Source organism: Slackia heliotrinireducens DSM 20476, assembly GCF_000023885.1.
In the GTDB taxonomy this organism is placed as follows: Bacteria; Actinomycetota; Coriobacteriia; order Coriobacteriales; family Eggerthellaceae; genus Slackia; species Slackia heliotrinireducens.
In genome coordinates this window covers 1,568,895-1,595,066 of sequence record NC_013165.1, presented here as the reverse complement: position 1 = coordinate 1,595,066, position 26,172 = coordinate 1,568,895, and the positions used below count along the sequence as shown (strand labels likewise).

The window sequence follows — 26,172 nt, the reverse complement described above, 5'->3', positions numbered from 1 at the left end:
CCCAAAACGACACTAAGGCGGAGCGATGGCTTACGGAAGCAGAAGATACGAGCCGAGTGAAGAGGCTAGCAGGATCACCGATCTGCGAAAAGGCGGTCAGCTCAAAGACGCATATAACCTTGCGAAAAGCTATTACTCACGAGGTAATAGAGAAGAGACGTTCATGCAAGCGTACACGTGGGTTCTGTACGACTGCTTGAAGCGATACTACGAGACCAATACAAAGTTCTGTGGTGATATTCGGGCATATTGCAGTGTCCTCGCGCAAATTCGGAAGTTTCCAACAAATCCGTCTCGAGATGAGATGTTCGTTGAAAACCTCGAAAAGCACGTTCTCAAAGTGGGATGGGCGCTCAGGAAGAACAACAAGATCAACGACCTGCAAATCCTTTGCAGCGAAATATGCCTCTGGCGACCGAGGTCTCCACTTTACACGGAGGACATTGCTAGGATGCTGATTGTTTGCCTAAAACCATACGATCAATCATCTGCTGTTGTGAGATGGCTGGGAATTGCAGACGCTCCATGGTCCGCTATCGTTTCCGGCCAGACCCAGGTGCGAGTGCCAAGCGAAATCGCAGGCAACGCACTTGCGTGGGCTTTCTACGATGACCTGAAGTCATACGCTGGCAACGAGCAAGGGAATGGCATGAACCTTCGCGGTTTCATCTACACCCTTTCAGCCATCCGAGCGATTATCCCGGACGTGTTCGATACGCACGAGGCCGCTGCATATGCAGCGGGAAAGTTTGCGGGCATAGGATGGAAGCTCCGAGAGAGAAAGAGCCTTGGCCAAATCGAAGAAATGCTCAACGAAGCTGTTCACTGGGGGCGAGGTACAGCCTTGCATCGTCAAGAAGTGCTGACCATGTTCTTCGTCAGCCTGCAGGAAAGACCCGTTGATGTGTTGCAGCTCGTAGAATGGTACGGTCTTGATGCTCTCGATCGCGACGCATTCCAGCCGAGGGAGTACGAGGGCAAGCAAATGCCTTCCCATGCGCAGGACTTGGTCAAAGCATATCTTGACGCCCTGATGTCTAACGACGCTTCTGGAAATCCAATCGCCACTATCGAGATTAAAAACGCTGGGTGCGAGCGGGTGATACCTTTACTCGACGACCCGAGGTGTTCCGATTGGATATGGGAACCGTATAAGCTCGGAAAGCTTCTCTGCGAAGTGGGCAGGTATTCTGAGGCTCGTGAAAGGCTTGCCCCAATCGTGGCCAAGAGTCAGACAGAGCCATGGGCTTGGCGAGCATATGCAAAAACATGGGAAACGGAAGCTCCAGATAATTACGAGAAATGCCTTTTCATGGGGTTATCCATTTCGAATAACGACCAATTCTCGCGCAGCCTCCACGAAGATGCAGCGGTTTTGTTTGCTCGTACCGGTAGATACCCAGAGGCGAAAGCCGAGGTTCTTCTATTGGATAAGCTATGTGAAGCAAACGGATGGCGCACCTCTGAGGGCGCAGGCATTTTGAAGCAAGAGGATTGGTTCGCTAATACTGAATCAGTAGATAGCAACGAATTGCTATATTCCCAGCTTTCCCAGGGAGCAACTGAGCTAGTTGCTGAGGAATTGCCCTGGACCCAGTTCTATGTCGACAAGGTAATAGCGGACCAAAACCTTGCACATATCGTCGTGGATGACCCTTCGCGCGATTGCTATTTCCGCATCGCTGTAAAGCGGGAAGACATAGCATCATGCGTTTCCAATGGCTTATGCTATCGTGGTCGCTTCGGTTCAGAGCATAAATCAATAATTGGCGCGATTGAGCCTTTTCCTGAGGCCACGATGGCCAAGCAATTTACGTCCACGTACTCAGGTCAAATCGATCTCGTTCAAAACTTCGGATTTGTCAATTCAAGGCAAATGCGGGTTTGGGTTTCGCCCGCACTGCTCGATGGTAAGCAGGCAAAGCAGTTCCAGCAAGCTAGCGGATCATGTCGCAAGACCTACAAGCCACCGAAGTCAGCTTTGGTCAAAGGGACATGGGAGTGGGAAGCGACAACTCTTGAACTTGGAGCTGAAGCAGAGGAAGACAGCTATAAGCTCAAAGGAACTGGCAGGTTCCAATTTGCAAGAAGCCGATATGCCAAGAAAGACTTTGGCTTTGTAGAAGACGAGAATACGGGCGATGAGTACTATGTGCCAGCCAAACTCATCGAACTGCATCACCTGACTGATTACAAGACTATCGATTTTGTCGCGGAGAAATCATGGGATCGAAAGAAGAATCGTTGGGGTTGGAGAGTTACGGAAATTATTGATTGAGCCTAGTTGACCAGCGCAAAGAAATAGTCAGTAAATGAAGGGCGGAGAGAATGATCTCCGCCCTCAATTTCCATAGGCAGTCGGTTGCTTAACCGCCTTGTTTGCATGCTTTGAGCCAACGCTACTGGAACGTCATTCGATTCTCTTGCGACAAATCGCTCGGATGGGCGCCCAGTAAATCTTCCCACCACTGCCTTGTCTCGCAACCTGAAGAACCAAGCATGTCGAGGAGGCGGCTTCTTACTTCAGCCGGCATGGACCAGAAGTCTGCACGCATTGCAGCATCAATGGCCTTCGTGCTGGCATCCATGTCTTCGTAGATTTGACGCTTTTCTTCCAGGCTATAAGACTGAGGAGAGCCCAGGCAAATATCGGCTCGCAGATAAGCTATCTCGTGCTCTTCCCGTAGGTGATTCCAGTCTGCATTCATGCACATATCAACGCTCTCTTTCGACAGGGAAATCGATTAATTCTCGCGTAAGCGGTCGTCATTCATTCGTGACTACCTTTTCGGCTAAGCCAATCGGGTCAGAATTCGTGACCACCTTTTCAATTCAGCCAATCCTAAGCCAATGCTAAGCCAACGCGCGAATCTTTTCGATTCCGTTTGAAACCATCTGTTCACAGTTTACCCTGTTCAAGCGCACATTGCACACTATTTGAAACCATCCGTTCCCACCCGCTCAACCAACTGTTACGTCGGAGGTCGCGAGTTCAAGTCTCGTACATCCCGCCATCTGAAATCAAGCCAGGGAATGTTCCCTGGCTTTTTGCTGTATCTGTGGCCGCGGTCTGCCCACTTCTTTCGGCCAAAACCCCCTTCTGCGCCAAGAATTTCCCGTAGTGTACGACTTGGGAGCCGCCCGAGCGCCACTCCTCAGTTGTTGCGAATATACCCAAGAAAATTTCGGGAAAAGTTGCAGAGCGAGAAGGCAGGTGACCAGACACGGCCTCGTTCACAAGCAGAAGCATCAACATGTTTTAGGCCATGAACAATCTTTTCGATGCGGCATTCTGCTTCTGCCGATGATGCTTCTTTCCGAATTATGCTCCGTCGGACATGCCGTCCGATTTGCGTGATGAAATCGTCCTTTGGGCCCAGGCGATCTTTTTGCGGATGCGCTTCGTGGCTGACTTCGACCATACCTCAAGGTGGTCGAAACAACGTTCATCGCAACGCTGCGCAATAAGGTCGATAACGTCGAACTGAAGCTCATTCTCCATGTTGGCCATACGTTCCGCCATGCGAAACTCGCCGGTTTCGATATCGTTGCAGAACTTCTTGAACTTGCTGTATGCGGCCTGCGGCCTTTCGAGCTCCCAACCGAGTTCGGTATACATGAGCAGGGGATTTCTCCAGTCGTAGTAGTAGCTTAGAAACCCCTCCTCGATGGTCCAGTCGACCTTACGCGAAATGGCGTCGAGGGTGAGGTGTGAGAGCGCACCGTATGATTCGTCGGCGTCCAGCCCCAGTTCAAGGAGTTTCTTGTCCCGTGATCCCTTTAGTAGTTTGACGAGCAGGGATCGGCCGCCCCTGTGAACGACGGTGCCGGCACCGTGAAGAATAATCGCCAACTCTTCTGGAGTAATGTTTGCATCTTCGGAATTCAGATATACAGGGACGCGAGATCTGTTCTTTCTACCCATAGCCTGTCCTTTCGAGCGGTCCTAGATGCACGCGAAAGTATCGGCGATGTCGGCATCTCTGAGAGATAGCTCGCCGTTGCACCTCATAGATACCACCATAGCAGCACTTCTCGGACATTCCAATGGTTCGGTAATGGTGCGCACTGGAAACCGTCCGAGACATGCATATTGGAAAGTTGTGCAACGAAGCGCACGACTCTGTAATCTATACTGCGTATAGACAAGCGACATGCCATTAGCGAAGGAGAACGACAGCATGACAAGCGCCACAAAATACTGCCCCGAGTGCGGTCGCGAACTGCCTGCCGAAGCTCGTTTCTGCACGGGTTGCGGCACCGGTTTCACGACCGTTGCAGAAACGCCGGAGCCTATCGTCGCGCCGGCTTCTGAACAGCAGGCTGCGCAAAACACAAGTCCGGAAGTAACCGCGTTGAGCATCGAGCTTCAGCGGTTGAGCGACCTGTTGGAAAGCGGTTCGATAACGCAGGAGACGTACGAATCGAGCAAGGCGCAGGCGCTCGCAACCTTCGCAAACGCGCGGCAGCAGGCCAATGCGTCCGCTGCGGTTCAGCAGGCTGCAGCTGCTCCCGATACGGGCGGATTCGGATGGGCGGCCCTCGGATTCTTCTTCCCGATGGTGGGTCTGATTCTGTACCTGGTATGGAAGGACGACCGCCCGATAACGGCGAAAGCTGCAGGCAAAGGTGCGCTTATCGGCGTCATCGTGTCTGTCGTGCTATCGGTGCTTCTCGGCATCCTTTCGGCCGTGCTGCCGCTCATCATTATGAACTCTTACTATTAGGAGGCATGTCGTGACCGTAATCGCAACCCCCACGCAGAACCAAACGATCGACCCGCGTATTCGCAGTGCGGCCCGAATCGCCGGCGTCATGGGAATACTTGCCCTCGCATGCAGCGCATTAGGAATCCTTGGCCAGGTTTTGCTGGGATATTTGTATGGCTGGGCCTCTGAGGTGGCCCCGATTGTAGTAAACCCCTACAACATCATCTTGACCATCGGCATGCTGGTTTTGATAGTCGGTTCTTTCATGTGCAATCGCCCCGTTGTTGCTGTCGGCGCAGGCGTTTGTGCGGTAATCTTAGCTCTGTCGGTGTTTCAGCTGATCAGCTTAACCAGCATGACGTGGGTTCCTGTGTATGTTTACTTCGGCGCTGTTGGCAATATAATCGCCGCTTTCGCTTTCATCGGTATTGTCGTCCTGTCCTTCATAGGAGTCCGTTCTTCGCATGGCGTTCTTCGTGGGTTCGTCATGGTTTTCGCAGTCCTCGCATGCTTGGTGCAGGTGGCATACGCTCTCTCTACTTTTGTTTCTATGGTTGCTTCCGGCACCGATGCGGCAATGGGCGCGATGAACTTCCTGTGCGTGGGTCTGCCGAATATGCTGAACTCGCTTTTCGTGACCCTGCTCCTGTGCCTTTCTGCAAAGTGGCTCACCGCTATTCCTGGAGAGGGTGCGGCATCGTCGCATAGTGCGCCTGTTGGAGGAATCGCCTCTGTTCAATCTGCAGGATCTGATACAACGGCCGCTGATGTGCTTGAGCTCAATAGGCTTCATCAGAACGGATTGTTGACCGATCAAGAGCTGGCGCAAGCCCTGCGAGCTTTAAGCGGCAATTCGTAGGTGCATTTGCTAGGCGCTTACGCCGGGCATTTCGCTGCCAGCGTCGTACGCAGATTTGCAGCAGCGCGGTAGTGGTATGCACTACCGGACATGAAACGCGTGAGATATCCCGCATCTGCAAGTTTCTCCAGGTCGGCTCGGGCTGTCGAATAGGCGATGCCGTACGTCTTCTGATGCGCGGCTATGGCGAATTCGGTTTCGGGAGCAAGAACAGCTTGCTTCAACACATCCCGCTGGCGGTGGGTCAGATACGGAATGTTGCCGATGCCGGACATCGCACGCTCGTCGATGGCGGCGCGGTGCAGCAGCGATCGCTTCATGTCCTGTATCTCAAGCAGCAGAAGCGACATGACTGCATCGTAGTATGCCGTCCAGTCGCCGTTTTCGTGCGCGATTGCCATGGCTTCGTCGAACGAAAACGATGCAATGCCGTCATACGCCCCGTAGCGCCATTTTTCGAGAATGCGAATCTTCGGCACGTAGCGCATGACGGGGTAGCCTTCACGTACCAGATAGAACCTGCTTGCAATGCAGCCCATGAGGTTGTTGAGCGCCGGATACAGGTTCGTGCGCCAAAACTGGCAGTTGACGAGCATCGATTCCATAATCGGGTGGCGTCTGGGTGCTTCGGCGCGTCCGTTGGCGATGTCGATGGGCAGCGCGATCGACGATTCGGGTGCGGAGCCTGCTGCGCGGTAGTGGTCCTGGAGCGGAGATCGGGGCACCTTGCAGCCCGTTGAGATGTCGGCTTGTTCGATGCGGCGAACCTCGTCTTCGATGCCATGCGCAAGACGGGCGTACATGTCGCCCAGCGTTTGCTCATCGAACGGGCTATCAACCATGTCACCAAGCTCAACCATGAGCGAGTGGTAATTGGCCGCAATCGTTTCCGCGGCATCGACCGGCGGGCGGTCGCCGACCAATACGGCTCGGACGTCTTCGTAATTCGCCGTGAAGCCGTCGAAGTCGAGGTTTGTCACCATCTCCTCGATGTATTGCTGCGTGATGAATGCGGTACCCGCCCTGTCTCGGGCGATGATGTCCAGGTCGGACCCCTTGTACGTAAGATCTGCAATCTGCCTGCAGGTGTCCTGGAGCCGCACGGTGAAGTTGTGCCAATTGCCCGAAGAGTGACTGGCGCCGGCGAGCGAAACCGGGCTTCTGTAGGATTGGGCGTATCGGATCGCAGTGAGGGCATCCCATACCTGGTCTGCAGAAAAACCGCCTGGAACATATTCCGGCACGATGTCAGAGCGTCGGACGGGGGCCAGCCATGCAGCGCGAACGAGCTCTTTGAACTGCGGCGTATCTAGCAACTGAACGGATTGTTTCACTGCGCGCCCCTTACAAGCGAATGGTATTCTTCTCGGCTATTGTATCATCCCAGATGATAGCGGGTTTGATCGTTGCCTGCGCGCTGGAAGCGGGTTGCGAATAGCAATGCGAAATGCCCGCTCATGTTAGCGGGCATTTCGATCAGGGCAATATGCAGGGTTTATGCCCTGATTTACGAATGAGGGCTACTGCCAGTCGGTCAGATTCTGAATCTGATTGGCAGCGATTTCGCCATAAGCGATGCCGGGGCCGATCGTCCCGCCGCCGCCGACGTAGCAAGCACCGCCGGCACCGATGCCGGACACGTTGCCCTGGGCATACAGGCGGGAGATCACATTGCCGTCTGTATCGACGACTTCTGCGTTTGCATTCGTCTTCGCGCCGCCCATTGTGCCCAGCACCACCGGCACGATCTCGGCAGCATAGAACGGCGGGGTCGCGATGGGCTGCAGCGTGCGGAACGCGCCCTCGTAGTCGGTGGAGGTGTAGATGGAGTTCTGGCCGTAATAGTCCTGGCCGCGGCCGAAGTCGGGGTCCAGGCCCTGCTCGGCGTTCTCGTTGAAGCGGGCGATTTCCTCAAGCAGGCCTTCCTTGTCGATGCCGCAGGCGTCGGCCAGTTCCTCCAGCGTGTCGTACTTGGTGTAGCTGTTGCCCGGCGTTCCCAGCTCGCCGCTGTTGAACGTGTGGTTGTCGGCCGCCTCCTGGTCGATGATGGCCCAGGCAGGCAGGTTCGCCCAGCCGCGGTTCTCGCCGTTGTTCTCGAAACCGCCGAAGCTGCGGCCCACGCAGTCATAGCTGGCGCACTCGTTGGTGAAGCGCTTGCCGTGCTTGTTCACGAAGATGATGCCGCGCTTGGCATCGTCGCGGATGAGGGTGGAAAGCTGCGACATGCCCTGTTCGTGCGCATCTTCGAATTCCTTCTTGTAGCCAGGGGAGAGGAACGCTTCGGCCATGAAACGAAGGTCGGCGCCCAGGCGCATAGCCATCTTCTGGCCGTCTCCTTCGTCGGTGGCGATGCCCCAGCTGTATCGGGCGGGCGTGCGCAGGTAATTCTCCATCATGGACATGTTCCAGTCGAACCCGCCGCTGGCCAGCACCACGGCCTTACGGGCGCGCACGTTGATGCGCTTGCCGTTGCTTTCGGCGGCCACGCCCAGCACCTCGATGGTGCCGTCCTCGTTGGTGCGGCTGATGAAGCTCTTGGCGGGCGTGCTGGTCATGTAGCGCGCGCCCAGGTTCTGAGCAGCCTCGATGATGGGGCCGTTGAACTTGCCGATGCTGGTTTCGCCTTCGGGAACCTTCGGCAGGATGGCGCGGCCTCGCTCCTTGCCGCCAGGCAAAAAGACGCTGTAGTCGATGCCGGCAGGCCAGATGGCCCATTCCACACCGGCGATCTCGGTGGAGTTGCGCACGGCAGCGTTCACGTTGTCGATGTAGGCTGCGGCCTCATCCGGCATGAAGGTGTCGCCCGACAGCGCTTCGATATAGGTCAGGGCCTCTTCGCGGCTGTCTTCGATGCCTTCGGCAACAGACAGGTCGTTGCAAGGCGCCCACACGACGCTGGAGGAGAAGATGGTCGAGCCGCCAGCCTGCGCGTTCTTTTCGAGCACGATTACATCGAGCCCGTCGTTGGCGCAGCGCATGGCGGTGTACGAACCCGTACCGCTGCCGATGACCACGACGTCCGCCTCTTCATCCCAGGTGATGTCGGAAACGTCGGATGCGACAGCCTGGCCGCCGCCTTCGCCCGCAACCCGGGGCTGTCCGCCGCAACCTGCAAGACTTGCAGCCGCCATTGCGGAAAGGCCGGCGATGCCGCCCAGCTTGAACATGTCACGTCTGCTCATGTGCTTACTCATGGTGAACCTCCCTTTCGCCCCGCAGGGCCGGTCGCTTGCGGGGCTTACGCGATCCCTTCTTCGTTGGCTCGCACTATAAAACCGGTTGGAACAGGCGGGAAGATGGCGGTTTCGAATACTTTCGATACTGAGAAATGCCTGGTCATACGCCTATGTTGTTCTTTATGATCGCTAGGTATCGATTTTCGATACCTTGAAGCCGCACGCAGACTGAAACTGCAAAGGGTGTTTCGCGGATCGCGGGTTTGCATTTATAATCTACGAAACATTCGTTGACTCATACGTATGGGGGACATGCCATGCCAGCAAGTACGCAGAGGAACTACCCGTTCAGCGCCATCGTTGGACAAGAGGACATGAAGCTTGCCCTCAGCCTTATTTCGGTACAGCCGGCCATCGGCGGCGTGCTCATCTACGGAGAACGCGGCACGGCCAAAACAACTGCCGTGCGCGCCTTGCCTGCGTTGCTCGGGGGCGAGACCCGCGTGATCGAGCTTCCATTGAACGCTTCGGAGGACCGCGTGGTAGGTACGCTTCAGTTGGGTACCCTTATGAAGAGCGGCGAGCGCGAATTTGTGCCAGGTCTTATGGCCGAAGCGAACGGGCACATTCTGTATGTGGACGAGATCAACCTGCTGGAAGATTCGATCGTCGACTTGCTGCTGGACGCCGCCGCAACCGGCGTGTGCCGAGTTGAGCGCGAAGGCATGTCGCTGCGCTATCCGGCAAAATTCGTGCTCATCGGCACCATGAACCCTGAGGAAGGCACCCTGCGTCCGCAGCTGCTTGACCGATTCGGGCTGTCCGTCAAGGTAAGCGGCAGCCTGAACAAGGAGGAACGCCTCACCCTTATTCGTCGCCATACCGCCTTTGAGAACGACCCGGAAGCTTTCGTGCGTGAATGGCAGGAGCAGGAGAACCTGCTGGCACAGCGCATCCAGAAAGCCGCGAAGCTGTATGCCGATGTGTTTGTCCCCGACGACATCATCGAGTTCGCGACGGGCCTGTGCGTCGAGTTCGAAGTGGACGGCTACCGCGGCGATATCACGATGATGCGCACCGCGCGTGCAGCGGCGGCCCTTGAAGGCCGAACCGAGGTGACCGAAGAAGACGTGCTTCTGGCTGCTAGGTTCGTTCTGCCGCATCGTCTGAAGAAGCTTCCCTTCGAGGACATGGGCATGACCGACAAGATGCTCGAAAAGGCCGCCACCGCGTTGCACAAGGAGCCCGAGCCTGAGCAGGTTGCCGTTGCAGGCCCCGTGGCCCTTGTGGTCGAGGCCGACGAACCTGCCGACGATGGGGGAGCGGACGTCGCAAAAAAAGGGTAGGGGCAGCACCCGCTGTGGAGCTGCCGCAGTATGACGTCCCGACGATGCCGTTTCAGGCGAAGCCGCTGGAGACAACACAAAGCCGAGTGAGGCGTGCCCAAGAAGCCCGGAAGGGGCTTCGCATGAAGGGTGTGGCCAAAGGCCATGTGATAGGGCCGACCACAAACCCGGCCTCGGGTCGTGTACACCTGCCCGGCAGCATCCTGGCGCAGCTTTCACAGGGCGAAGGGCTGGGAAACGGCATCGAGGAAAGCAACCTGCGGTACCAAAAGATTGCGGGTCGCGGACGTCGAAACATTCTCTTCATTATCGACAGCAGCGGATCTATGGTTGCGGATGACAGGTTCGCGAAGGTGAAGGGGTGCGTCATCTCGCTTCTGGAAAGCGCGTATTCGAAACGCGTGCGCGTCGCCATCATCAGTTACGGCGGCGGCAAGGCCAGGCTCGTGCTTCCGTTCACCACGTCGGCGGAGCTGGCTGCGGAGCGCATCGACGAGCTTAAGGGCGGCGGGTCCACGCCGATGGTGGACGCCCTCGGCATAGCGGGCAACCTGCTGGAGCGCATGCGTGATGAGGACCTTTCCGTCTACCTTCTTTCCGACGGGCGGTACAACCGCAATTCCACCGGCCGCGAGAACTGGCAGATCCGTGAATTCGGTGACTTCTGCAAAAGTCGAAACATCCCGGTGACGCTTATCGATGCGGGTTCCGGCACGAAGACCGCCAAGAAGCGTTCGGCGTTTTTGGCGGGCATGCTGCATGCTGAATACAAGCGTATGGATGACTTGGAAGTTGAGATGTTCGATCCTGAAGAATAGCTTATCTATCAGGAAATACAATGCACATTATGATTGCTAATGCATGACCCGTATTCGGTACAGAAGAAAATCCAACTCAGAGTCAATATTTAACTAATCGCGTTCAGTTTAAGCCTGCAGTTCTGTATACTGGAATTCATAGGGCCGGCTTTGGATTCAGTACGGCATCGTCGTGTCGTGCGGCATGCGGCCGGCAATTCAACCCCTCAACGACTGGAGGATCACATGCTTACTACCATGAAGGCGAACGTACAGCCCACCGGCAAAGGCGTCCAGATGCAGTGCGAGTCTCGCGGCTTCAAATTCATTCTTGACGAGCCCCAGGAAGCCGGCGGTATGAATGAAGGCATGAATCCGCTGGAAGGCGCCCTGTGCGCAACCGGCGCCTGCCTCGGAATTGTCGCCGCATCCTTCGCCCAGGCCAAGGGCTTCACCTACGAATCCTTCAGCATCGACCTCGAAGGCGACGTGGACCCCGACGGCTTCATGGGCATCGCCGACGTGCCTAAGGGCTTCCAGGCCATTCGCTTCAACGTGAACTACAAGACCTCCGAGCCCCAGGAAAAGTGCGACGAGTTCACCAAGTTCATGGAGGAGACCTGCCCGCTGTGCTGCACCTTTGCCGAGGGCGTCAAGGTCACCTATTCCAACACGGTGGCTTAACCACTCATTCTGAATCATAGTTGCAGGGCCGCATGGCATTTCCCTTACGCCATGCGGCTTTATCTATAGGCAGTCGCGAAACCAATGCAGTTTGCTGCTTCGTGCTATGCGGATCGAGGTATTTCATGATCGCCATTACCATGCCGGCGTTGCCAGGGAACAAACCTAACATCGTTGCGAGCGTCCTGGTGAAAACGGGAGACGCCGTTGCAGAAGGGCAGGAGCTCTTCAACGTTGAGACGAGCAAGCGAGCCGTGCCTATAAAGGCTCCCGCCGATGGCGTGGTTTCGCGGGTGCTGGTGTGCGAAGGTGATGAAGTTGCCGCAGGAGATGTGTTGGCACATCTTGATGAAGCCGAGTCCGTTGCCCAGACGCTGGCGCCCTCTTCTGAAACGGCGCCGGAAGAACATCGGAAAGAAGCGGACGACGACCATGCTGAGCTGCTGATCATCGGCGGCGGCACCGGCGGATACGTTGCGGCCCTGTATGCTTCGAAAATGGGGAAGCACGTGACGCTTGTCGAGCAGGACAAGCTTGGCGGAACCTGCCTGAACAGGGGATGCATTCCCACGAAGACGCTTATATCATCTGCGGACCTGTACAGCAGGGTCCTTCGTGCGGACGAATGGGGCATCGAAGTTTCGGGGCATGTGCGGCCCAACATGGAAGCCATCATCGACCGCAAGAGCAGCGTTGTGGATGAGCTGGTAGGCGGCATCGAGTACCTCATGGACGAAAACCGCATTCGCGTGATCAACGGCACAGCGCGGTTCGAAGGCAACGGCGAAGTTTCCGTCGAATGCGGCTGCGACGTGCTGAAACTCACTTTTGACGACTGCATCGTCGCTACGGGTTCGTGCATTCGCCCGGTTTCGCTGCCAGGCACCGACTTGCCCAAGGTCCATACCACCGACGAGGCTCTGGACTGTAAAGAGCTTCCCGAATCTGTTGTCATAGTGGGTGGCGGGGTAACCGGTATGGAGTTTGCCTTCCTGTACGCGAACCTTGGGGTGGATGTGACCGTCCTGGCACGACGCCCCCGCATTCTGCACATGTTCGATCAGGAAGCTTCGGCAGAAATAACACGCGCCGCAGAAAACCGAGGGATCCGCATCATACCGAATGCCGATGTGAAGTGCTTCAGCATGATGCAGAACGGAAGCGTCCGCACCGTGTACGAGGTCGACGGCGAATTGCACTTTGTGGACAACGGCTACGTGCTTTTGGCTGGCGGGCGGGTGCCCAACACCGATGACATGCGAATCCAGAACACCGATGTGGAGCTGGACGCTTCGACCGGTGCCATCCTGGTGGATGGGCGCATGAGGACGAACGTCGCTCATGTGTATGCCATCGGCGATGTGAACGGGCTTGCTATGCTTGCTCACGCCGCGTCATACCAAGGACGCATCGCGGTTGATGACATCCTGGGCAATTCGGTCTCGTTCCGCCCTGAAATCATACCCAGCGTTGCCTACACCGACCCCGAAGTAGCTGCCGTAGGGCTTTCTGCCGACGATGCCAGGAAAGACCCATCCCGCTACAGGGTTGGGACGTTCTCATTCGCGCACAACGGCAAGGCGCTCGCCGAAAACTCAGGTCAGGGCTATGTGGCGTTGGTGAGCGACGCGGACGACGTCTTGAAAGGCGCCACTATCGTCGGAGGACATGCATCCGCCCTCATCGGATACATCGGGCTTGCAATATCGGCAGGTCTTTCCGGCGAGCAGGTTCGCGAAGCAGTATTCGCACATCCGACCACGTCGGAGGCCATCTACGAGGCGGCGTGCGACCTGACTTTCGGGGCGCTGCACGAGTAGCATGCGTCTGTTCGTTTCCGAAAGCCACGACATCTTCGAGAACCTTGCGTTCGAGGAATCCCTATTACGGCTCGACGGGGAATCGGCATTCCTTTGGGTGAACGACCCGTGCGTCGTGATCGGCCGCAACCAGAACCCGTATCAGGAAGTCGACCTTGTGTTTCTCGAATCGCAAGGCATCGCTTTGGCGCGGCGTTTGAGCGGCGGCGGAGCCGTGTATCAGGACGGAGGGAATCTGAACTACTCGGTCGTTTGCGACGAACCGAAAGCCGACGGCGCTGCCGGGTGGGCAATCGATTCCTTGGCGACGCTTGGCGTGTTCGCGTCGATAAGCGGGAGAAACGATATCGTGGTCGGGGGCGTGAAGGTTGGTGGCCTTGCGGAACGTTTCGACGGCCGGCTCATCCAACACGGCACAATCATGGTAGATGTCGATTTGGCAGTGCTCGAGCAGGCTCTCCGCCCTTCGCCCATGAAGCTTGCCAAACACGGCATTCGGTCTGTCCGCTCACGGGTTTCCAACCTTGCGCAGGCGGCTCCCGGACTGACCACAGAGCGGGTTCTCGAGGCCTTCGTGTGCAGTTCGCATGCCAATGCGGAACAAGCGGCCATGACCGAATCGATTCATTCGCGGGCCCAGGAACTGCGCGATCCAGCATGGGTTTTCGCGGACTACCAGTCAGGCGAAGCGGACCTCGAGCTCGAAATAGGCGGCGACCTGTACGGCTTTGCACTGGTATTCGAGGGGTGCGAAGTGGCCTCCGCAGTCGTCAGCACCGATTCGATTCATCCTGTCGGTACCGACGTTTTGAAGAACCGTCTAGCGCGAACGCTGCCCTGCAAGCCGGACGCAGCGGTTCGGTATTGCTAGATCAGGCCTACTCCTGGCCGCGTTTGGGAACGTTCTCGACGCAGTAATCGAAAAATGCCTGCGCATCGTCGTTTAAGCTGTTCGTAGGCTGGCACGCAATGCCGAACCCCCAGGTGGCTCCTTCAAGCGGAATGCCGACGACGCTCTCGTCTTCCTTGAACAGAGGCATATCCACGAGGTGCTGTGCGCTGAAGCCCAGCCCCTTGCCCATGCGGGCATACTCGAACAGCCGGAAGATCTCTGCAGATGCGAACACCTCAGAGAACTCGACGCCGGCATCGACGGCGCGGGATTGCAGGTACTCGAAGCATTTGAAGTCCTGACCGGGCAACGCTACGCCTTCGCCGTCGAAATCCTTGATGGTCAGAACGTCTCTTTCCGAAAGCGGATTGCTCTTGCTGACCCAGAAGCACATGTTCGTGCAGTAGAGCTGCTCGCAGAGGAAATCCGGGTCGAAAGGGGTCACGCACAGCGCCAGGTCGTATTTGCCCCGTTTCAAACCCTCGTCGCAAGCCTTGTCGTTCAGCTCTTCATACCGCAGGGTGATTTCCGGGTGTTGCTCGTTGAACCGCTTGATGAACCCGGGCCCAAGATAGCCTAAGATCCCCAAGCCTATGCCTACGTTCACTTCGTGGCTTTCGTGCTTGCGGATGGCTTCAAAGGAATTGGTGAGCTGCGCGAACCGTATACGGTAGTCGTTCACGAAATCCATGAGCTCTGCGGCGTAAGGAGTGGGCTCAAGCTTGCCGCTTGCGGCCGTTAGGAACAAAGGAACGCCGAGCTCCGTCTCCAAAGATCGAACGGCCTTCGTCAACCCCTGGGGTGACATGGGGATACGTTTCGCGGCGGCCGAAAAGCTCTCCAACCGATACGCCAATGCAAAGTAGCGCAATTGTTCGCCGTTCATTTTGCCCCTCCTGCTCAATGACGGATTGAACTGAATTGCCTTCACGTTTCCGAATGCTTAGAACTGTCATGGCCCATCAATATATCCTATACAATTTCTCTCCACAATTCCATCAACTATTGGATGAAAGCTGGAACTCATTGTTGAAGAAGTACACCTTGTCTAACTTCATTTCGGTTGCCACAATGGCGGCAGGCGGGCAGGAGGGCCCGCTGAAAACCAGAATGGGAGGGTCAATCATGATCAAATCTGGAATCACCCGTCGTAACTTCCTTACCGGTGCGAGCGTGGCCGCAGCAGGTGCCGCCGCCGTCTCGATGCTCGGCTGCTCGTCCGGTACGCCGGCCGCCAGCGAAGAAACCGCTGCTGCTGAGGGAAGCACTGCGACGAACCCCACGGCCGTCGACGATTCCGTCTGGGCGCTCGAAGTGGTGGGCGAGCCCACCGAGACCATCGATTGCGACGTCTGCGTCATCGGCGGAGGCGGCACCGGCATGGCCGCAACCATCCAGGCCACCGAGCAGGGCCTCAATGTTGTCCTGCTTGAGAAGGCAGGAGCTCTGGGCGGCGCATTCTCCGCTACAGAAGGCATGTTCGGCGTCGGTTCTCACTGGCAGGAAGAAGCCGGCGAACACGGCACCGTGGGCGAGGCCGTCCGCCGTTGCGTGAACTATCACCACTACATCCCCTCGACGGAGCTGTACTACAACTTCTTCAACCAGACCGCCGAGACCATCGACTGGCTGGAAGAGCACGACTGCACGTTCCGCGCAGTCGTCGATTACGGTGGAAACTTGGCTTGGCATGTCTACTACTATGACGAGAACGCCTCCAGCCCCGGCGCATACTTCACGGATAGCCTGCGTGTTGCCACCGAAGCCACCAACGCCAATATTCTGCTGAACACCGGCGCTAAGAAGATCCTGGTGGACAACGGCGCTGTGACCGGCGTTATCGCTGCCGACTCCGACGGCAAGGTCATCCAGGTCAACGCCCCGGTCGTCATGCTTGCTTCCGGCGGCTATTCCAGCAACATGGAGTTCCTGCATGCCGTTTCGCCGTACACGGTGAACAAGAACCTGGTGTCCCTGGGCGCTCCCGGCCGCGACGGCGACGGCATCAAGATGGGCGTTGACGCAGGCGTCGCCCTGTCCGAGGGCTACGGCACCGTCATGTGGTGCGGACCTGCCGCCATCGGCGCTCAGTGGGCCACCGATGCCTATTCCGCATCCGTCCAGCCCACCCTGTGGGTCAACCAGAACGCCAAGCGTTTCATCGCCGAGGATCTGTGGATCGGCAACTTCGCCGCGGGCGGCATCGCCTGCCGTGACCAGGAGCTGACCTACGTCATCTTCCGTGAGCAGGACCTGGCCGCTTGGGAGGCCAACGGACCGTACGGTACCGTCTTCACCTTCGGCACCCCGGGCGTTCCCATGGACGAGGCTCGCAGCCAGCTTGAATCCCTCGGCTCGGTGCATGTTGCCGACACCGTTGAGGAACTGGCCGAATCCGTCGGTCTGGATCCCGCTGCCCTGAAGGCCACCGTTGACGAGTACAACGGCTTCTGCGAAGCGGGTGAGGACCCGATCTTCGGCAAGGCAGCCGAGTATCTGACCCCGATTGACGAGGGCCCGTTCTGGATTCTTGAAGTTGCCGACGGCTACTACACCACCGTGGGCGGCCTGGAGATCAACGAGAAGCTGGAAGCCATCGACAACGAGCATATGCCCATCAAGGGTCTCTACGTCGGCGGATGCGACACCGGCAGCCTCTACGGCGACTCCTATGACGTGGCCACCGCACCTGGCAGCCAGGCATCCTGGGCCATCAACTCCGGCCGTCTGGCCATGAAGAACGCTGGAGAATATCTCGCCAGCTTGTAACCGCAGCGATTGCTGAATGCCGGCGCACCCTCCGCTTGCCGGCCGCAATCACGGAAGGGCGCCTAGTGGCGCCCTTTCTTATATTGGCGCATTCGGTGCATGCCTTATGGTTTGCGCGAGTCGTGTTGCGGCTTGCGACAGGATGCGTCGATGCGTGCTGCTATGATGGACGGGTATACCAGAAGCAATCGAAGGGGAGTTGCCATGCATTACACAGGTACGACGTTCAGGCCTCCGTACGAGGCGTATTCCTTGCTGCTGCAGGTGACCACGGGCTGTTCGCATAACCGCTGCACGTTCTGCAGCATGTACCGCGACGTGCCGTTCGAGGTTTCTCCCATCGAGGAAATCGAGGCCGACCTGGCAGAGGTTGCGGCACGTCCGAGGTTATACACGAGGGTGTTCTTGGTGAACGGCGATGCATTCTGCCTGCCCTTCGAGCAGTTGGTGAAGATCGCCGAGCTCATCCACAAGTACCTGCCGAGGGTGGAAACAATCGGCGGATATGCTTCCGTCAACAACATACTCACGAAAAGCGTTGATGAGCTGCGGAAACTGAAGGATTTGGGATACGCGGACTTCAACGTTGGGTTGGAATCGGGAAGCGACGAGACCTTGGCGTTCATGAACAAAGGCTATACGTTGGCGCAGGCTCGCCAGGCATTCGCTTGGCTGAATGAAGCGGGGATGCCTTTCAATCTGAACATCATCCTGGCAGCTGCAGGACCCGACCGCTGTGTCGATCAGGCCATTGCTAACGCGGAAATCGTCAACGAAGCCAAGCCTACGCTCGTGTTCGTATCGCCGCTCCATGTCGATCCTCATACCGAGCTCGAAGAGATGATTGAAAAGGGCCAGTTCAAAGAGTGCACTCTGCGGGATTACGTCACCGAGGAGATGGAGTTCCTGAAAAGGCTTGATGTTGAGGACTGTCGGTTCTTCGGGCTGCATATTTCGAACCCGGTGGGGGTCGACGGCATGCTTCCCCAGGACAAGGACACTTTGCTGCAGGAGCTGCAAGAGGGACTGAATGACTACACCGATTGGCAGCTCAATCGGGTTCCATCTAAGGGCCGCGAAGGTCTGATCATCGGGTAGCGTGCGATTCTCGACTAAGCGCATACCTGCCGTTTTCGCGTTTAAGACACGATATGGAAGCAGGTTCAAAGGTTCCGGCCGGTCGTGTATGTGTGGTCGATTTTAGAAAGTCACAAACAAGACCGTGTAGAGCAGCACCATGCACGCCAGAACGAATACGTTTGCGATGCTGAATTCGCGCATGAACCGGAGAATGTCCGCATCGCGAGTGTGCGTGTAGCAGCGGAAGGCGATGAGGCTCGCGAGAGATGCTATCGGGGTGCCCAGTCCGCCCAGGTCGACGCCTATCAGAAGCGAGTGCCAGTTCTGGGTGAACCCTGCCAGCAGTACGGCTGATGGGACGTTGCTGATGATTTGGCTCGCGAACAGGCTGGTCAGCATGGGGTGGTTTCCCATAAGCCCGCCCAGGAACTCCTGCATGGCAGGCATGTGCGCCATGTTGCCCGAGAACACGAAGAAGCACACGAACGTGACGAGCAACGCGTAGTCGACCTCGAGGAATATTCTCCTGTCGAACAGAAAGAGCGCCGCTACGACCGCAGTCAGTAGGACCAAATGGTCGAACACGTGGAAAACCGCCAGCAGGCTTATCGCGAACAGGCACGCATGCAGCGCGAATCTGCGGTATTGGACGGAGTGTTTGTCGACGGCGAGTTCGACATCGGCCTTCGTAGGGCCGAATGCCAGGCATGCGGCTGCTATCAGAACGAAGGCCAAGGCTCCGAAGGGAGCAAGCGTCATGAAGAAGTCAGCCAGCGTAAGATCGTATGTCGTGAAGATGAACAGGTTCTGAGGGTTTCCCACAGGCGTGACCATGCCGCCAAGGTTAGCTGCGATTGCCTGCAGGACGATCACGCGCACCAAGCCGTCTTGCCAACCGGCGGTCTCAAGGGCGAGAATCGCAATGGGCACGAACGTGAGCAATGCAACATCGTTGGTGATGAGCATAGACGTGACGAAGGGGAGCATGACCAAGGCCAAGCACACGACCCGCTTCGTCCGTCTGCCCGAGACGAGCGTCTGTGCGATTCTTGCTAAAACGCCGCTTTCACGTAGGCCGGCCACAGCCGCCATCAGGCAGAACAGCAGAATAATGACCCGCCAGTCTATATAGGAAGGGGCGGCCTCGACGTCTCCTGTGAGCGCCATGGAAATACATGCGCATATAAAGGCGATGCAGAGCACCGCTTCGTTTCTCAGGAATGTCACCAGCCGATCGAGCATCGTGCCATTATAGCAATGCGAAACCGTCGATAACGACTAAACCCAAGCGGAGGAATGGGTCTTTATGCACCAAGCGGGAGTCGAATCTCGGCTGTGGCGCCCGAAAGCTCGGGCTCGACGAACGCAACCGTGCCCCCATGTGATTCGACTATGCTCTTCACCACAGCCAGGCCCAGCCCTGTTCCGCCCTTCGAATCTGCACGGTTTTCGCCCAGGCATACGAACCTTCCGAAAACGCGTTCCCTGTCTTCAGGGGGGATGCCGCATCCGTCGTCGCTGACCCTGATCGAAACGGCGCCTTCGCCATCTTGCGAGCAGGAGACCTTCACCGTCGATTCTGCATAGCGGACTGCGTTTTCGAGAAGATTCCGTACCGCATGGGAAAGCAAATCGGGGTCGACCTTGCAAACGACCGGCTGGATACCGCTGATGTCGAAGTTGACGGAAGTGTGCGATTTGCTGGCCATGACCTCTTCTATCAGCATGTCCATCAAATCAACCGGCTCCGGGCGGCAGGCAAGCCTGCCTTCGTCATGTCGTGTAAGCGTGAGCATGTCGCCAACGATGGAAGACATGCGTACGTTTTCGTTCTTCAGATCCGCAATCGCCTTGGGTACATCGACGTTTTCCGGGTGCGTCGACATGGAATCCAGGATGATAGATGTTGCCGCAATAGGACTCTTGAGCTCATGGGATGCGTCCGACACGAAGCGTTTCTGCTCGTCAACCGATCGCTGGATTCGCGCGAGCATGTGGTTGAGCGTCTCGGCAAGCCTCGACAGGTCCTTGTCGCCGTCAGGCGCGTCGATGCGCCTGTCCAGGCTTTCGGCCGTAATGGTTGCAGCCTCGGACCTCATGTGTTCGACAGGTCGAAGGGTCCAGCCCGTGATGGCCCACGCGATTCCTACGACAGATACGAGCAGCGCGAACATGACCAGGGTAAGGATGACGGTCATGCGCTTGGCCAATTCGAAGGCGGATGCGAGGGAGGTGACCGCTATGAGCGTCATGGGGCCGTCGGGTCCGCTGACCGCCTCGCGTACGATAAGGTACGGCCCGTTGTCGCCCAGCACACTCGAAGCCTCGATCGTGTGTCCTGACTGTTGGGTTTCGCTCTGGCTCGGCGTGTCGGCCCACGCGATGCCGATGGGAAGCACGTTGACGCGATTGGCCTGCTTGAGCAGGCGATCGAAAAACGTTGCTCTGGAGCTGTCGATGCCGCTGTCCTCGTCGTAGTCTGTATCGTAGTCCTGATCGTCGTCCGTGTCGTAATCGACGTCGTAATCGGCCGAGTCATCTTCGTACGAGGCGCTTTTCGAGTACGCATCGTCATCAGCATCCGAGCTGCTGTCGTCGTAACTGTATGTTTCAACCGAATCTTCGTCGGCGTCATCATCCGGTTCCGATTGCAACGTTCCGTTCGAGGCCGCAGACTTGGATGCGGTGTCTTCGTCATCCTCGTCGTCATCAATGTCGTCGGCGTTGTCCTCGATGGCTTCGCCAAGCTGCAAGTGCAGTTGCGAAACCCTCGTTTCGCCATCTGCGTCGAAGGAATATGAGTCGCCGATCGGGCGCATGCCCCGGGCGTTGTCGGATTCGGCGACCACGCGTCCGTCGGCATCCAGCAACTGGACGATCTCTACACCGAACGAATCCACGGCCTGCGTGTAGTTGCCTTGTTCGACGAAGACAGCGGCCTGATCCATACGCTGATGCAGTGCGTCGGACAGCGCGTCTTCAAGAATCAGGCGCATGGCCACACCCATGAACGCCACAACAAGCACCATGGCGACAAAGGTCGCGACGGCTGAAAACAGCGTCATCTTGCCGCGTATGCTCTTAGGTGTCGGTGTATTCATTCCGGGTCCTTGTCTATGCAATAGCCTACGCCGCGCACGGTTCGGATGAGCTTCTTGTCGAAGGGCGCGTCCACCTTCCTGCGGAGGTAGCTGATGTATACCTCGACTACGTTCTCATCTGCAAGTATGGCGTAGCCCCATACGCGTTCGAGCAGCAGTTGTTTGGGTAGGGCGTTGCCGGCGTTCATCAAAAGCAGCTCAAGCAAAGCGAATTCGCGTGGCGTAAGCTCGATTTCCCTTCCTGCTCTGGTGACGCGTTTCGTGCGTGTATCTAGCATTAAGTCGGAAGCCTTAAGAACCGATCCTTTGGCTACGCCGCCGCGACGGACCAGCGCCCGCAGCCGTGCAAGCAATACGACCAGGGAAAACGGTTTGCGAAGGAAGTCGTCTGCACCCGTATCGAAGGCATCGGCCTCGTCGTATTCACCGTCTTTGGCCGTTAGCATGAGGATCGGGGTGGTGACACCGGAATCGCGAAGCTCTTTGCACACCGTATACCCGTTTTTACCAGGAAGGATAATGTCGAGTGTTATGGCGTCGTAGGGGTTTGCGAGTGCCATGTCGAAGCCGGTCGGACCGTCATACGCCACATCGGTCGTAAAGCCTTCCGACTCCAGGCTTTTGCGTAGGTATTCGGCGATGTTCGGATCGTCTTCAACAATCAATACTCGCATGGCTGACGCCTCTCCATAACGCGGACGCCGGCCATCAGCCGGCGTCCCAACCATTAATCCGACCTAGTTAGTCGTCGTACTCATCATCCCAGTCGTCGTCATCGTCGTCGTCCAGGTCGTCATAATCGTCGTCATCGTCCCAATCGTCGTCGTCCCAACCATCGTTATCGTACCATGTGGCACCCCCGTTGTTCTGGGAATATGCGGACGGTGCATTTGCGGTGCCAACGGATTGGTCATCGATGTCGAACACATCGTCCCATGGGCCTTCCATGTCGTAGTCCCAAACGTCATCGGCATCGCCATCGTCGTTGTCGCGATAGACGGTTACGGGCGTCTTATCGTCCTTGTACTTCTCATAGAACTGGCGAGCAGCTTCGGCTTCGCGGGCCGATTGCTCAGCCTCTGCAGCTTCTTCATACTTGTCCGGTGCGTTCATTCGCATTGCCAAGTCAGCTTCGATACGGTCCTCTTCCGCTTCTTGCAGTGCATCCTGGTATTCGGCATATGCCAGTTCCCCAACGGTGATTACCAAAGGTCCGTGTGCCTCTTTCGGAGGTGCCTGCTTTGCAGCAGGGGAATCAAGTGCGTACGATACGCCGCCGATTCCTAGGGCAAGCACAGCAGAGACGATTGCCACCATGCACGCAACGCGCTTCGCATTTCCTGTCATGACATGTCCTTTCTCGTAGAGGTGGTTTCGAACAAATACAGAATGCATTGTTTTGCTGAGAATTTCCTGAGAAACACGAGCTGACATCAGCATGGTTGAACGCCTGAGTAGGCGATGCGATTCAGCGTGATGCCATGCGGATATGATGCGGAATATAAACGACGGGATATACAGTGGTGTATACTAAAAGAGATAAACATCGGTACATACACTGAGATTGCCAACTGGCTCGAGGGGCGGATGATATGCAGCTTGACTACGTTATGCTTGGACTTATACGTATGAATCCGCATGTATCAGGATATCGCCTCAAAACAGTGGTGAACAACTCCGTCGGTTTCATCTTCACGGTTCACAACAGCCAGATTTACCCTACGCTTAAACGTTTGAAGGAGAAGGGATACCTGGTCAGCGAGCTGATACCTCAGGAGAACAAGCCCAGCATGAAGTGCTACACGATCACCGAAAGCGGGCTTAAGACCCTCAACGAGTGGCTCACAGAGCGCTTCAAACTTGAATGGACGCACAGCGCCATCAACACCTACTTCATGAAGCTTATGCTGATGGGGCATTTGGAAATGCAGACCATTGTCGATTACATCGATTGGGGTATTGATGAGGTTGGGAATCACCTGGCGCGCACCCAGGCCATCGATGCTGATGTTCAGGGGCAGAGTCTTGCCTCGGACACCGATGATGCCAAGCTCAGGAGTCATATCATTTGGTCGTGCGATTACGCCTATACGGTGGATGACATGCGTCGGCGTTTGGATGAACTTAAAGAAGTGCGGACCAAGCTTCAATCGCTTGGGGCAGAGGCGCTACCTGCAGAGTAGTCCGGGACTTGTCAAGATTTAGAGGAACCGAATTTCTTCTTGCCTGACTTGTCGAGAACTGGTATTCTAAACGGGCTGCAAAACACGGGGTGTTAGCTCAGTTGGTTAGAGCGCCGGCCTGTCACGTCGGAGGTCGCGAGTTCAAGTCTCGTACATCCCGCCATCTGAATTCGAGAGCCGTCCTTCGGGGCGGCTTCTTTGTTGTGGAATCATGGTTATCAGTAACCTTCGGAAAAAAGGGCAACGTACGAAGCCGTGGGATTTTACATGGTAGCCGCTTGGAATAGCCATTCGTAACCGCGTTGGAGTTCTATATTATCTGCGCAGCACGTATTTGTAATTGCGTTCAAGGACCTCTGCTCGAAATGATTTGTTTTAGAGGGTACCTTTAAAACGTCAGATGACTTCCCCATAGAGGAGACGAGAGAGGAAAAACAATGTCTGAGATCCGCATTCTTTCTGCAGAGGACATCGCAAAGGTCTTCACCGTTACCGACGCGCTGAAGGCCGTCGAGGACGCTTACGCACAAAAGGCGAACGGCACCGGCAAGGCATGGCCGATGGTGTATGCCCAGTTCGAGCCCGGTGTCGCCGATATGGACATCCGCAGCGGCGAACTGGCAGGAAGCGGGCTGTTCGGACTGAAACTCACGGCATGGTTCAGCAAGAACCCCTCCAACGGCCTGCCTGAGATCTTCGGTACCACCTTAATCTGCAGCGACATTACGGGCGAGCCACTTGCTCTGCTGAACGCAAGCGCCATTACCGCGCTTCGGACGGGGGCCGCAGCTGCCCTGGGCATCAAGCATCTTGCGCGCAAGAATCCGAAAAGCCTGCTCATGGCAGGTACGGGACACATGAGCGCGTACTGCGTCGCAGCAACGTTGGCTGCGTGCCCCAGCGTGAGCCGGGTGCTGCTCTGGAACCCTTCGAAATCGGAAGCTCCTGTTGCCCGCTTGACGCTAGCGGAAGAAACGGTGCATGCGGTTCTGACCGACGCGGGGATTGATCGCGACTTCGACATCGTGGCCGTCGCCGATGGCGAATCTGCCTGCGCCGAAGCAGACGCCATCATTACAGCGACTCCCTCCTATAACCCGTTCCTTAAGGCCGAATGGGTGAAGCCGGGCACGCACATTTCCACGGTCGGCGCCGACATGGAAGGTAAGCAGGAGACCGAAAGCGCCTTGCAGGCGGCGGCGAAGCTGTTCGTGGACGACCGTGAGCAGTCGATGGCCTCCGGCGAGCTGGAAATCCCCGTGAAAGAAGGCGCAATCAGTCCTGACGACATAGCGGGCGAACTCGGGCAGGTCATCGTCGGCCAGGTGCCTGGCAGGACCGCAGACGACCAAATCACTCTGTTCGATACGAGCGGCATTGCCGTTCAAGACCTGGCTTCGTGCAAACTGGTGTACGATCACGCAGTCGAACTTGGCTTGGGCTCGGTCGTGGCGCTCTAATGACGACGTTCAGGTTAGCCGACCTCTTGGCCGACACGCCTACAGAATTCGATATTGCACGCCAAGGCGAGCTGTTGCATGTCAGCAGGGTTCTTGTACGAGAGCCCCGTTTCTGCATATACCTTCTCCAGACGGTAGCGAATGGTGTTGGGGTGCTGCCCGAGCGCCTCGGCTGCCTGGGCGATGTTCTGCCCGTGATCGCAATAAGACTGCAAGGTTACCATGATCTGGCCGTTGTTTTCCGCATCGAACTCGCGGATAGGATTGAGAATCCGTTCGGCATAGCGATTCATCTGCGGCGATTGAGCGTGGGGCAACAGTGCCTGCAAGGGTCCCAGCGAGTCATAACGCACTTCCGGCACCTCTCGCAACCGCGCGATGCAGGCGCACTGCAGCGCTTCTGTGATGGCAGCGGCTGTTTCGGCAGGGCCGAAGTGAATCGAGCTTATGCCGACGATCGTGCTTTCTTCAAGGTTCAGGATGTCGGCCCGCAGCATGGCATGTGAGCGGTCGATGTCCAGAGGCCCTTCTTCGTCGCGGGACACAATCAGAAGCAGGCCGTTGCGGTAGCACAGGAGCGAAGATCCTGGACCGAAAAGCTTGCTACGCTCGAAACGTGACTGGTAGCGTGCGAACTGATCGGCGATAAGTTCGTCTTCGGCAGGGGAGTACAACGCTGCCACTTCGCCACGCAACGACGGGTTGAGCTGCAACGTCAGATGCTTCTGCTCGGATTCTTCTTGCGCTTGCAGCAGCGCATCGATCTGCTGCTGCACGAAAGCCGTCGTTCCCATGCGCTTTACAGCATTGCCGACATCCATTATCACGTTGTCGAACATGAGCTCGCCGTGGGTCGTGAACACCGGAAAGTTGCGGGCGTTAGCGTACCGAATGGCGGCTTCAGGAATTGCAAGATGCAGCACGTTCTTGATGACCAATCCGCTTGTACCCTGCGCCACCAGGTATTTTATTGCGTCCAGAATGAGGTACGGGTTGTCCTTCGCGTACAGGAACGTTGTCAGAACCAGCTGGTTCTCGTAGAAATTCACTCGCTGATAGGTGGTCTTTATGCCCGGCATGAGCTCGTAATCAAGAATGCCAACCTCCCGTACGGTTCGGGCCATGCCGCCGCTGCCGGCGATGAGTGTCAGGTTGCTTTCGAATGCGTTTGAGAAATCGGATACCGTGTAATACATGGCTGCTCCTGTTCGTTTCGGGAGACCGAAAGATCCGTGGCAGGGCTGGTTGCAACGTCAAATTGCATGGTATCAGATTATACGTTGTTACAAAACTGCG

Annotated in this window: 22 protein-coding genes and 1 tRNA gene; 13 read left to right on the top strand and 10 right to left on the bottom strand. The window is 56.8% G+C overall.

What is annotated here, in order from left to right; all coding sequences use genetic code 11:
- Positions 1–25 precede the first annotated feature (25 nt).
- The gene (locus SHEL_RS06835) at positions 26–2,278 is read left to right on the top strand and encodes a DUF7017 domain-containing protein (RefSeq protein ID WP_041422512.1); all 2,253 of its coding nucleotides are present in this window, start codon (positions 26–28) and stop codon (positions 2,276–2,278) included.
- A 121-nt stretch (positions 2,279–2,399) separates the two neighbouring features.
- Here the strand turns inward: SHEL_RS06835 and SHEL_RS06830 are convergent, their stop codons facing one another.
- Positions 2,400–2,714, bottom strand: a complete 315-nt coding sequence (locus SHEL_RS06830; protein ID WP_012798516.1) for a hypothetical protein — start codon at positions 2,712–2,714, stop codon at positions 2,400–2,402.
- 608 nt (positions 2,715–3,322) lie between these two features.
- Positions 3,323–3,925 carry an RQC-minor-1 family DNA-binding protein gene (locus tag SHEL_RS14350; RefSeq protein WP_012798514.1) on the bottom strand — a complete coding sequence of 201 codons (603 nt, stop codon included), beginning with the start codon at positions 3,923–3,925 and terminating at the stop codon, positions 3,323–3,325.
- A gap of 256 nt (positions 3,926–4,181) precedes the next feature.
- Here SHEL_RS14350 and SHEL_RS14345 point away from each other — a divergent pair, with 256 nt between their 5' ends.
- On the top strand, positions 4,182–4,727 hold the full coding sequence (locus SHEL_RS14345; protein ID WP_012798513.1) for a zinc ribbon domain-containing protein: 546 nt from the start codon (positions 4,182–4,184) through the stop codon (positions 4,725–4,727).
- Between the two features lie 10 nt (positions 4,728–4,737).
- The gene (locus tag SHEL_RS06810; protein WP_012798512.1) at positions 4,738–5,568 is read left to right on the top strand and encodes a hypothetical protein; all 831 of its coding nucleotides are present in this window, start codon (positions 4,738–4,740) and stop codon (positions 5,566–5,568) included.
- A gap of 17 nt (positions 5,569–5,585) precedes the next feature.
- Here the strand turns inward: SHEL_RS06810 and SHEL_RS06805 are convergent, their stop codons facing one another.
- Positions 5,586–6,902 carry a Fic family protein gene (locus SHEL_RS06805; protein ID WP_012798511.1) on the bottom strand — a complete coding sequence of 439 codons (1,317 nt, stop codon included), beginning with the start codon at positions 6,900–6,902 and terminating at the stop codon, positions 5,586–5,588.
- A gap of 186 nt (positions 6,903–7,088) precedes the next feature.
- On the bottom strand, positions 7,089–8,762 hold the full coding sequence (locus SHEL_RS06800) for an FAD-dependent oxidoreductase (RefSeq protein ID WP_012798510.1): 1,674 nt from the start codon (positions 8,760–8,762) through the stop codon (positions 7,089–7,091).
- 299 nt (positions 8,763–9,061) lie between these two features.
- Here SHEL_RS06800 and SHEL_RS06795 point away from each other — a divergent pair, with 299 nt between their 5' ends.
- The 5 genes from SHEL_RS06795 to SHEL_RS06775 all read left to right on the top strand — a co-directional run bounded on the left by SHEL_RS06795 (position 9,062) and on the right by SHEL_RS06775 (position 14,262).
- Positions 9,062–10,090 carry a magnesium chelatase ATPase subunit I gene (locus SHEL_RS06795; protein WP_050749544.1) on the top strand — a complete coding sequence of 343 codons (1,029 nt, stop codon included), beginning with the start codon at positions 9,062–9,064 and terminating at the stop codon, positions 10,088–10,090.
- Positions 10,091–10,212: 122 nt separating this feature from the next.
- Positions 10,213–10,908: a vWA domain-containing protein gene (locus SHEL_RS06790; protein ID WP_050749543.1), complete on the top strand. Its 696-nt coding sequence runs from the start codon at positions 10,213–10,215 to the stop codon at positions 10,906–10,908.
- Between the two features lie 225 nt (positions 10,909–11,133).
- Positions 11,134–11,571: an OsmC family protein gene (locus SHEL_RS06785; protein WP_012798507.1), complete on the top strand. Its 438-nt coding sequence runs from the start codon at positions 11,134–11,136 to the stop codon at positions 11,569–11,571.
- Positions 11,572–11,696: 125 nt separating this feature from the next.
- Entirely contained in the window at positions 11,697–13,391 is a 1,695-nt protein-coding gene (gene lpdA, locus SHEL_RS06780; RefSeq protein ID WP_012798506.1) for a dihydrolipoyl dehydrogenase, read from the top strand.
- A gap of 1 nt (position 13,392) precedes the next feature.
- Positions 13,393–14,262 (top strand): lipoate--protein ligase family protein, encoded by an 870-nt coding sequence (locus SHEL_RS06775; RefSeq protein ID WP_012798505.1) that lies wholly within the window; start codon positions 13,393–13,395, stop codon positions 14,260–14,262.
- Positions 14,263–14,269: 7 nt separating this feature from the next.
- Here SHEL_RS06775 and SHEL_RS06770 read toward each other — a convergent pair whose 3' ends face one another.
- A complete protein-coding gene (locus tag SHEL_RS06770; RefSeq protein WP_012798504.1) occupies positions 14,270–15,169 on the bottom strand; it encodes a LysR family transcriptional regulator in 900 nt (299 codons plus the stop codon).
- A 239-nt stretch (positions 15,170–15,408) separates the two neighbouring features.
- Here SHEL_RS06770 and SHEL_RS06765 point away from each other — a divergent pair, with 239 nt between their 5' ends.
- The gene (locus SHEL_RS06765; RefSeq protein ID WP_012798503.1) at positions 15,409–17,052 is read left to right on the top strand and encodes an FAD-dependent oxidoreductase; all 1,644 of its coding nucleotides are present in this window, start codon (positions 15,409–15,411) and stop codon (positions 17,050–17,052) included.
- A gap of 204 nt (positions 17,053–17,256) precedes the next feature.
- The gene (locus SHEL_RS06760; protein ID WP_012798502.1) at positions 17,257–18,150 is read left to right on the top strand and encodes a radical SAM protein; all 894 of its coding nucleotides are present in this window, start codon (positions 17,257–17,259) and stop codon (positions 18,148–18,150) included.
- 102 nt (positions 18,151–18,252) lie between these two features.
- Here SHEL_RS06760 and SHEL_RS06755 read toward each other — a convergent pair whose 3' ends face one another.
- The 4 genes from SHEL_RS06755 to SHEL_RS14340 all read right to left on the bottom strand — a co-directional run bounded on the left by SHEL_RS06755 (position 18,253) and on the right by SHEL_RS14340 (position 22,580).
- Positions 18,253–19,374, bottom strand: a complete 1,122-nt coding sequence (locus tag SHEL_RS06755; protein ID WP_041422511.1) for an SLC13 family permease — start codon at positions 19,372–19,374, stop codon at positions 18,253–18,255.
- A gap of 62 nt (positions 19,375–19,436) precedes the next feature.
- Positions 19,437–21,233, bottom strand: coding sequence for a sensor histidine kinase (locus SHEL_RS06750; protein ID WP_083762265.1), 1,797 nt, complete (start codon positions 21,231–21,233; stop codon positions 19,437–19,439).
- Positions 21,230–21,907 carry a response regulator transcription factor gene (locus tag SHEL_RS06745; protein ID WP_012798499.1) on the bottom strand — a complete coding sequence of 226 codons (678 nt, stop codon included), beginning with the start codon at positions 21,905–21,907 and terminating at the stop codon, positions 21,230–21,232. Before SHEL_RS06745 ends, SHEL_RS06750 begins: the two co-directional genes overlap by 4 nt.
- 67 nt (positions 21,908–21,974) lie before the next feature.
- On the bottom strand, positions 21,975–22,580 hold the full coding sequence (locus SHEL_RS14340; RefSeq protein ID WP_012798498.1) for a hypothetical protein: 606 nt from the start codon (positions 22,578–22,580) through the stop codon (positions 21,975–21,977).
- Positions 22,581–22,825: 245 nt separating this feature from the next.
- On the opposite strand from SHEL_RS14340, the gene SHEL_RS06735 reads away from it, so the two are divergent.
- The 3 genes from SHEL_RS06735 to SHEL_RS06725 all read left to right on the top strand — a co-directional run bounded on the left by SHEL_RS06735 (position 22,826) and on the right by SHEL_RS06725 (position 24,876).
- Positions 22,826–23,416, top strand: coding sequence for a PadR family transcriptional regulator (locus SHEL_RS06735; RefSeq protein ID WP_012798497.1), 591 nt, complete (start codon positions 22,826–22,828; stop codon positions 23,414–23,416).
- An 86-nt stretch (positions 23,417–23,502) separates the two neighbouring features.
- Positions 23,503–23,579, top strand: a tRNA-Asp gene (locus tag SHEL_RS06730).
- A 274-nt stretch (positions 23,580–23,853) separates the two neighbouring features.
- Positions 23,854–24,876 (top strand): ornithine cyclodeaminase family protein, encoded by a 1,023-nt coding sequence (locus tag SHEL_RS06725; protein ID WP_012798496.1) that lies wholly within the window; start codon positions 23,854–23,856, stop codon positions 24,874–24,876.
- Between the two features lie 14 nt (positions 24,877–24,890).
- On the opposite strand, the gene SHEL_RS06720 is transcribed toward SHEL_RS06725, so the two are convergent.
- On the bottom strand, positions 24,891–26,072 hold the full coding sequence (locus SHEL_RS06720; protein ID WP_012798495.1) for a PucR family transcriptional regulator: 1,182 nt from the start codon (positions 26,070–26,072) through the stop codon (positions 24,891–24,893).
- Positions 26,073–26,172 lie beyond the last annotated feature (100 nt).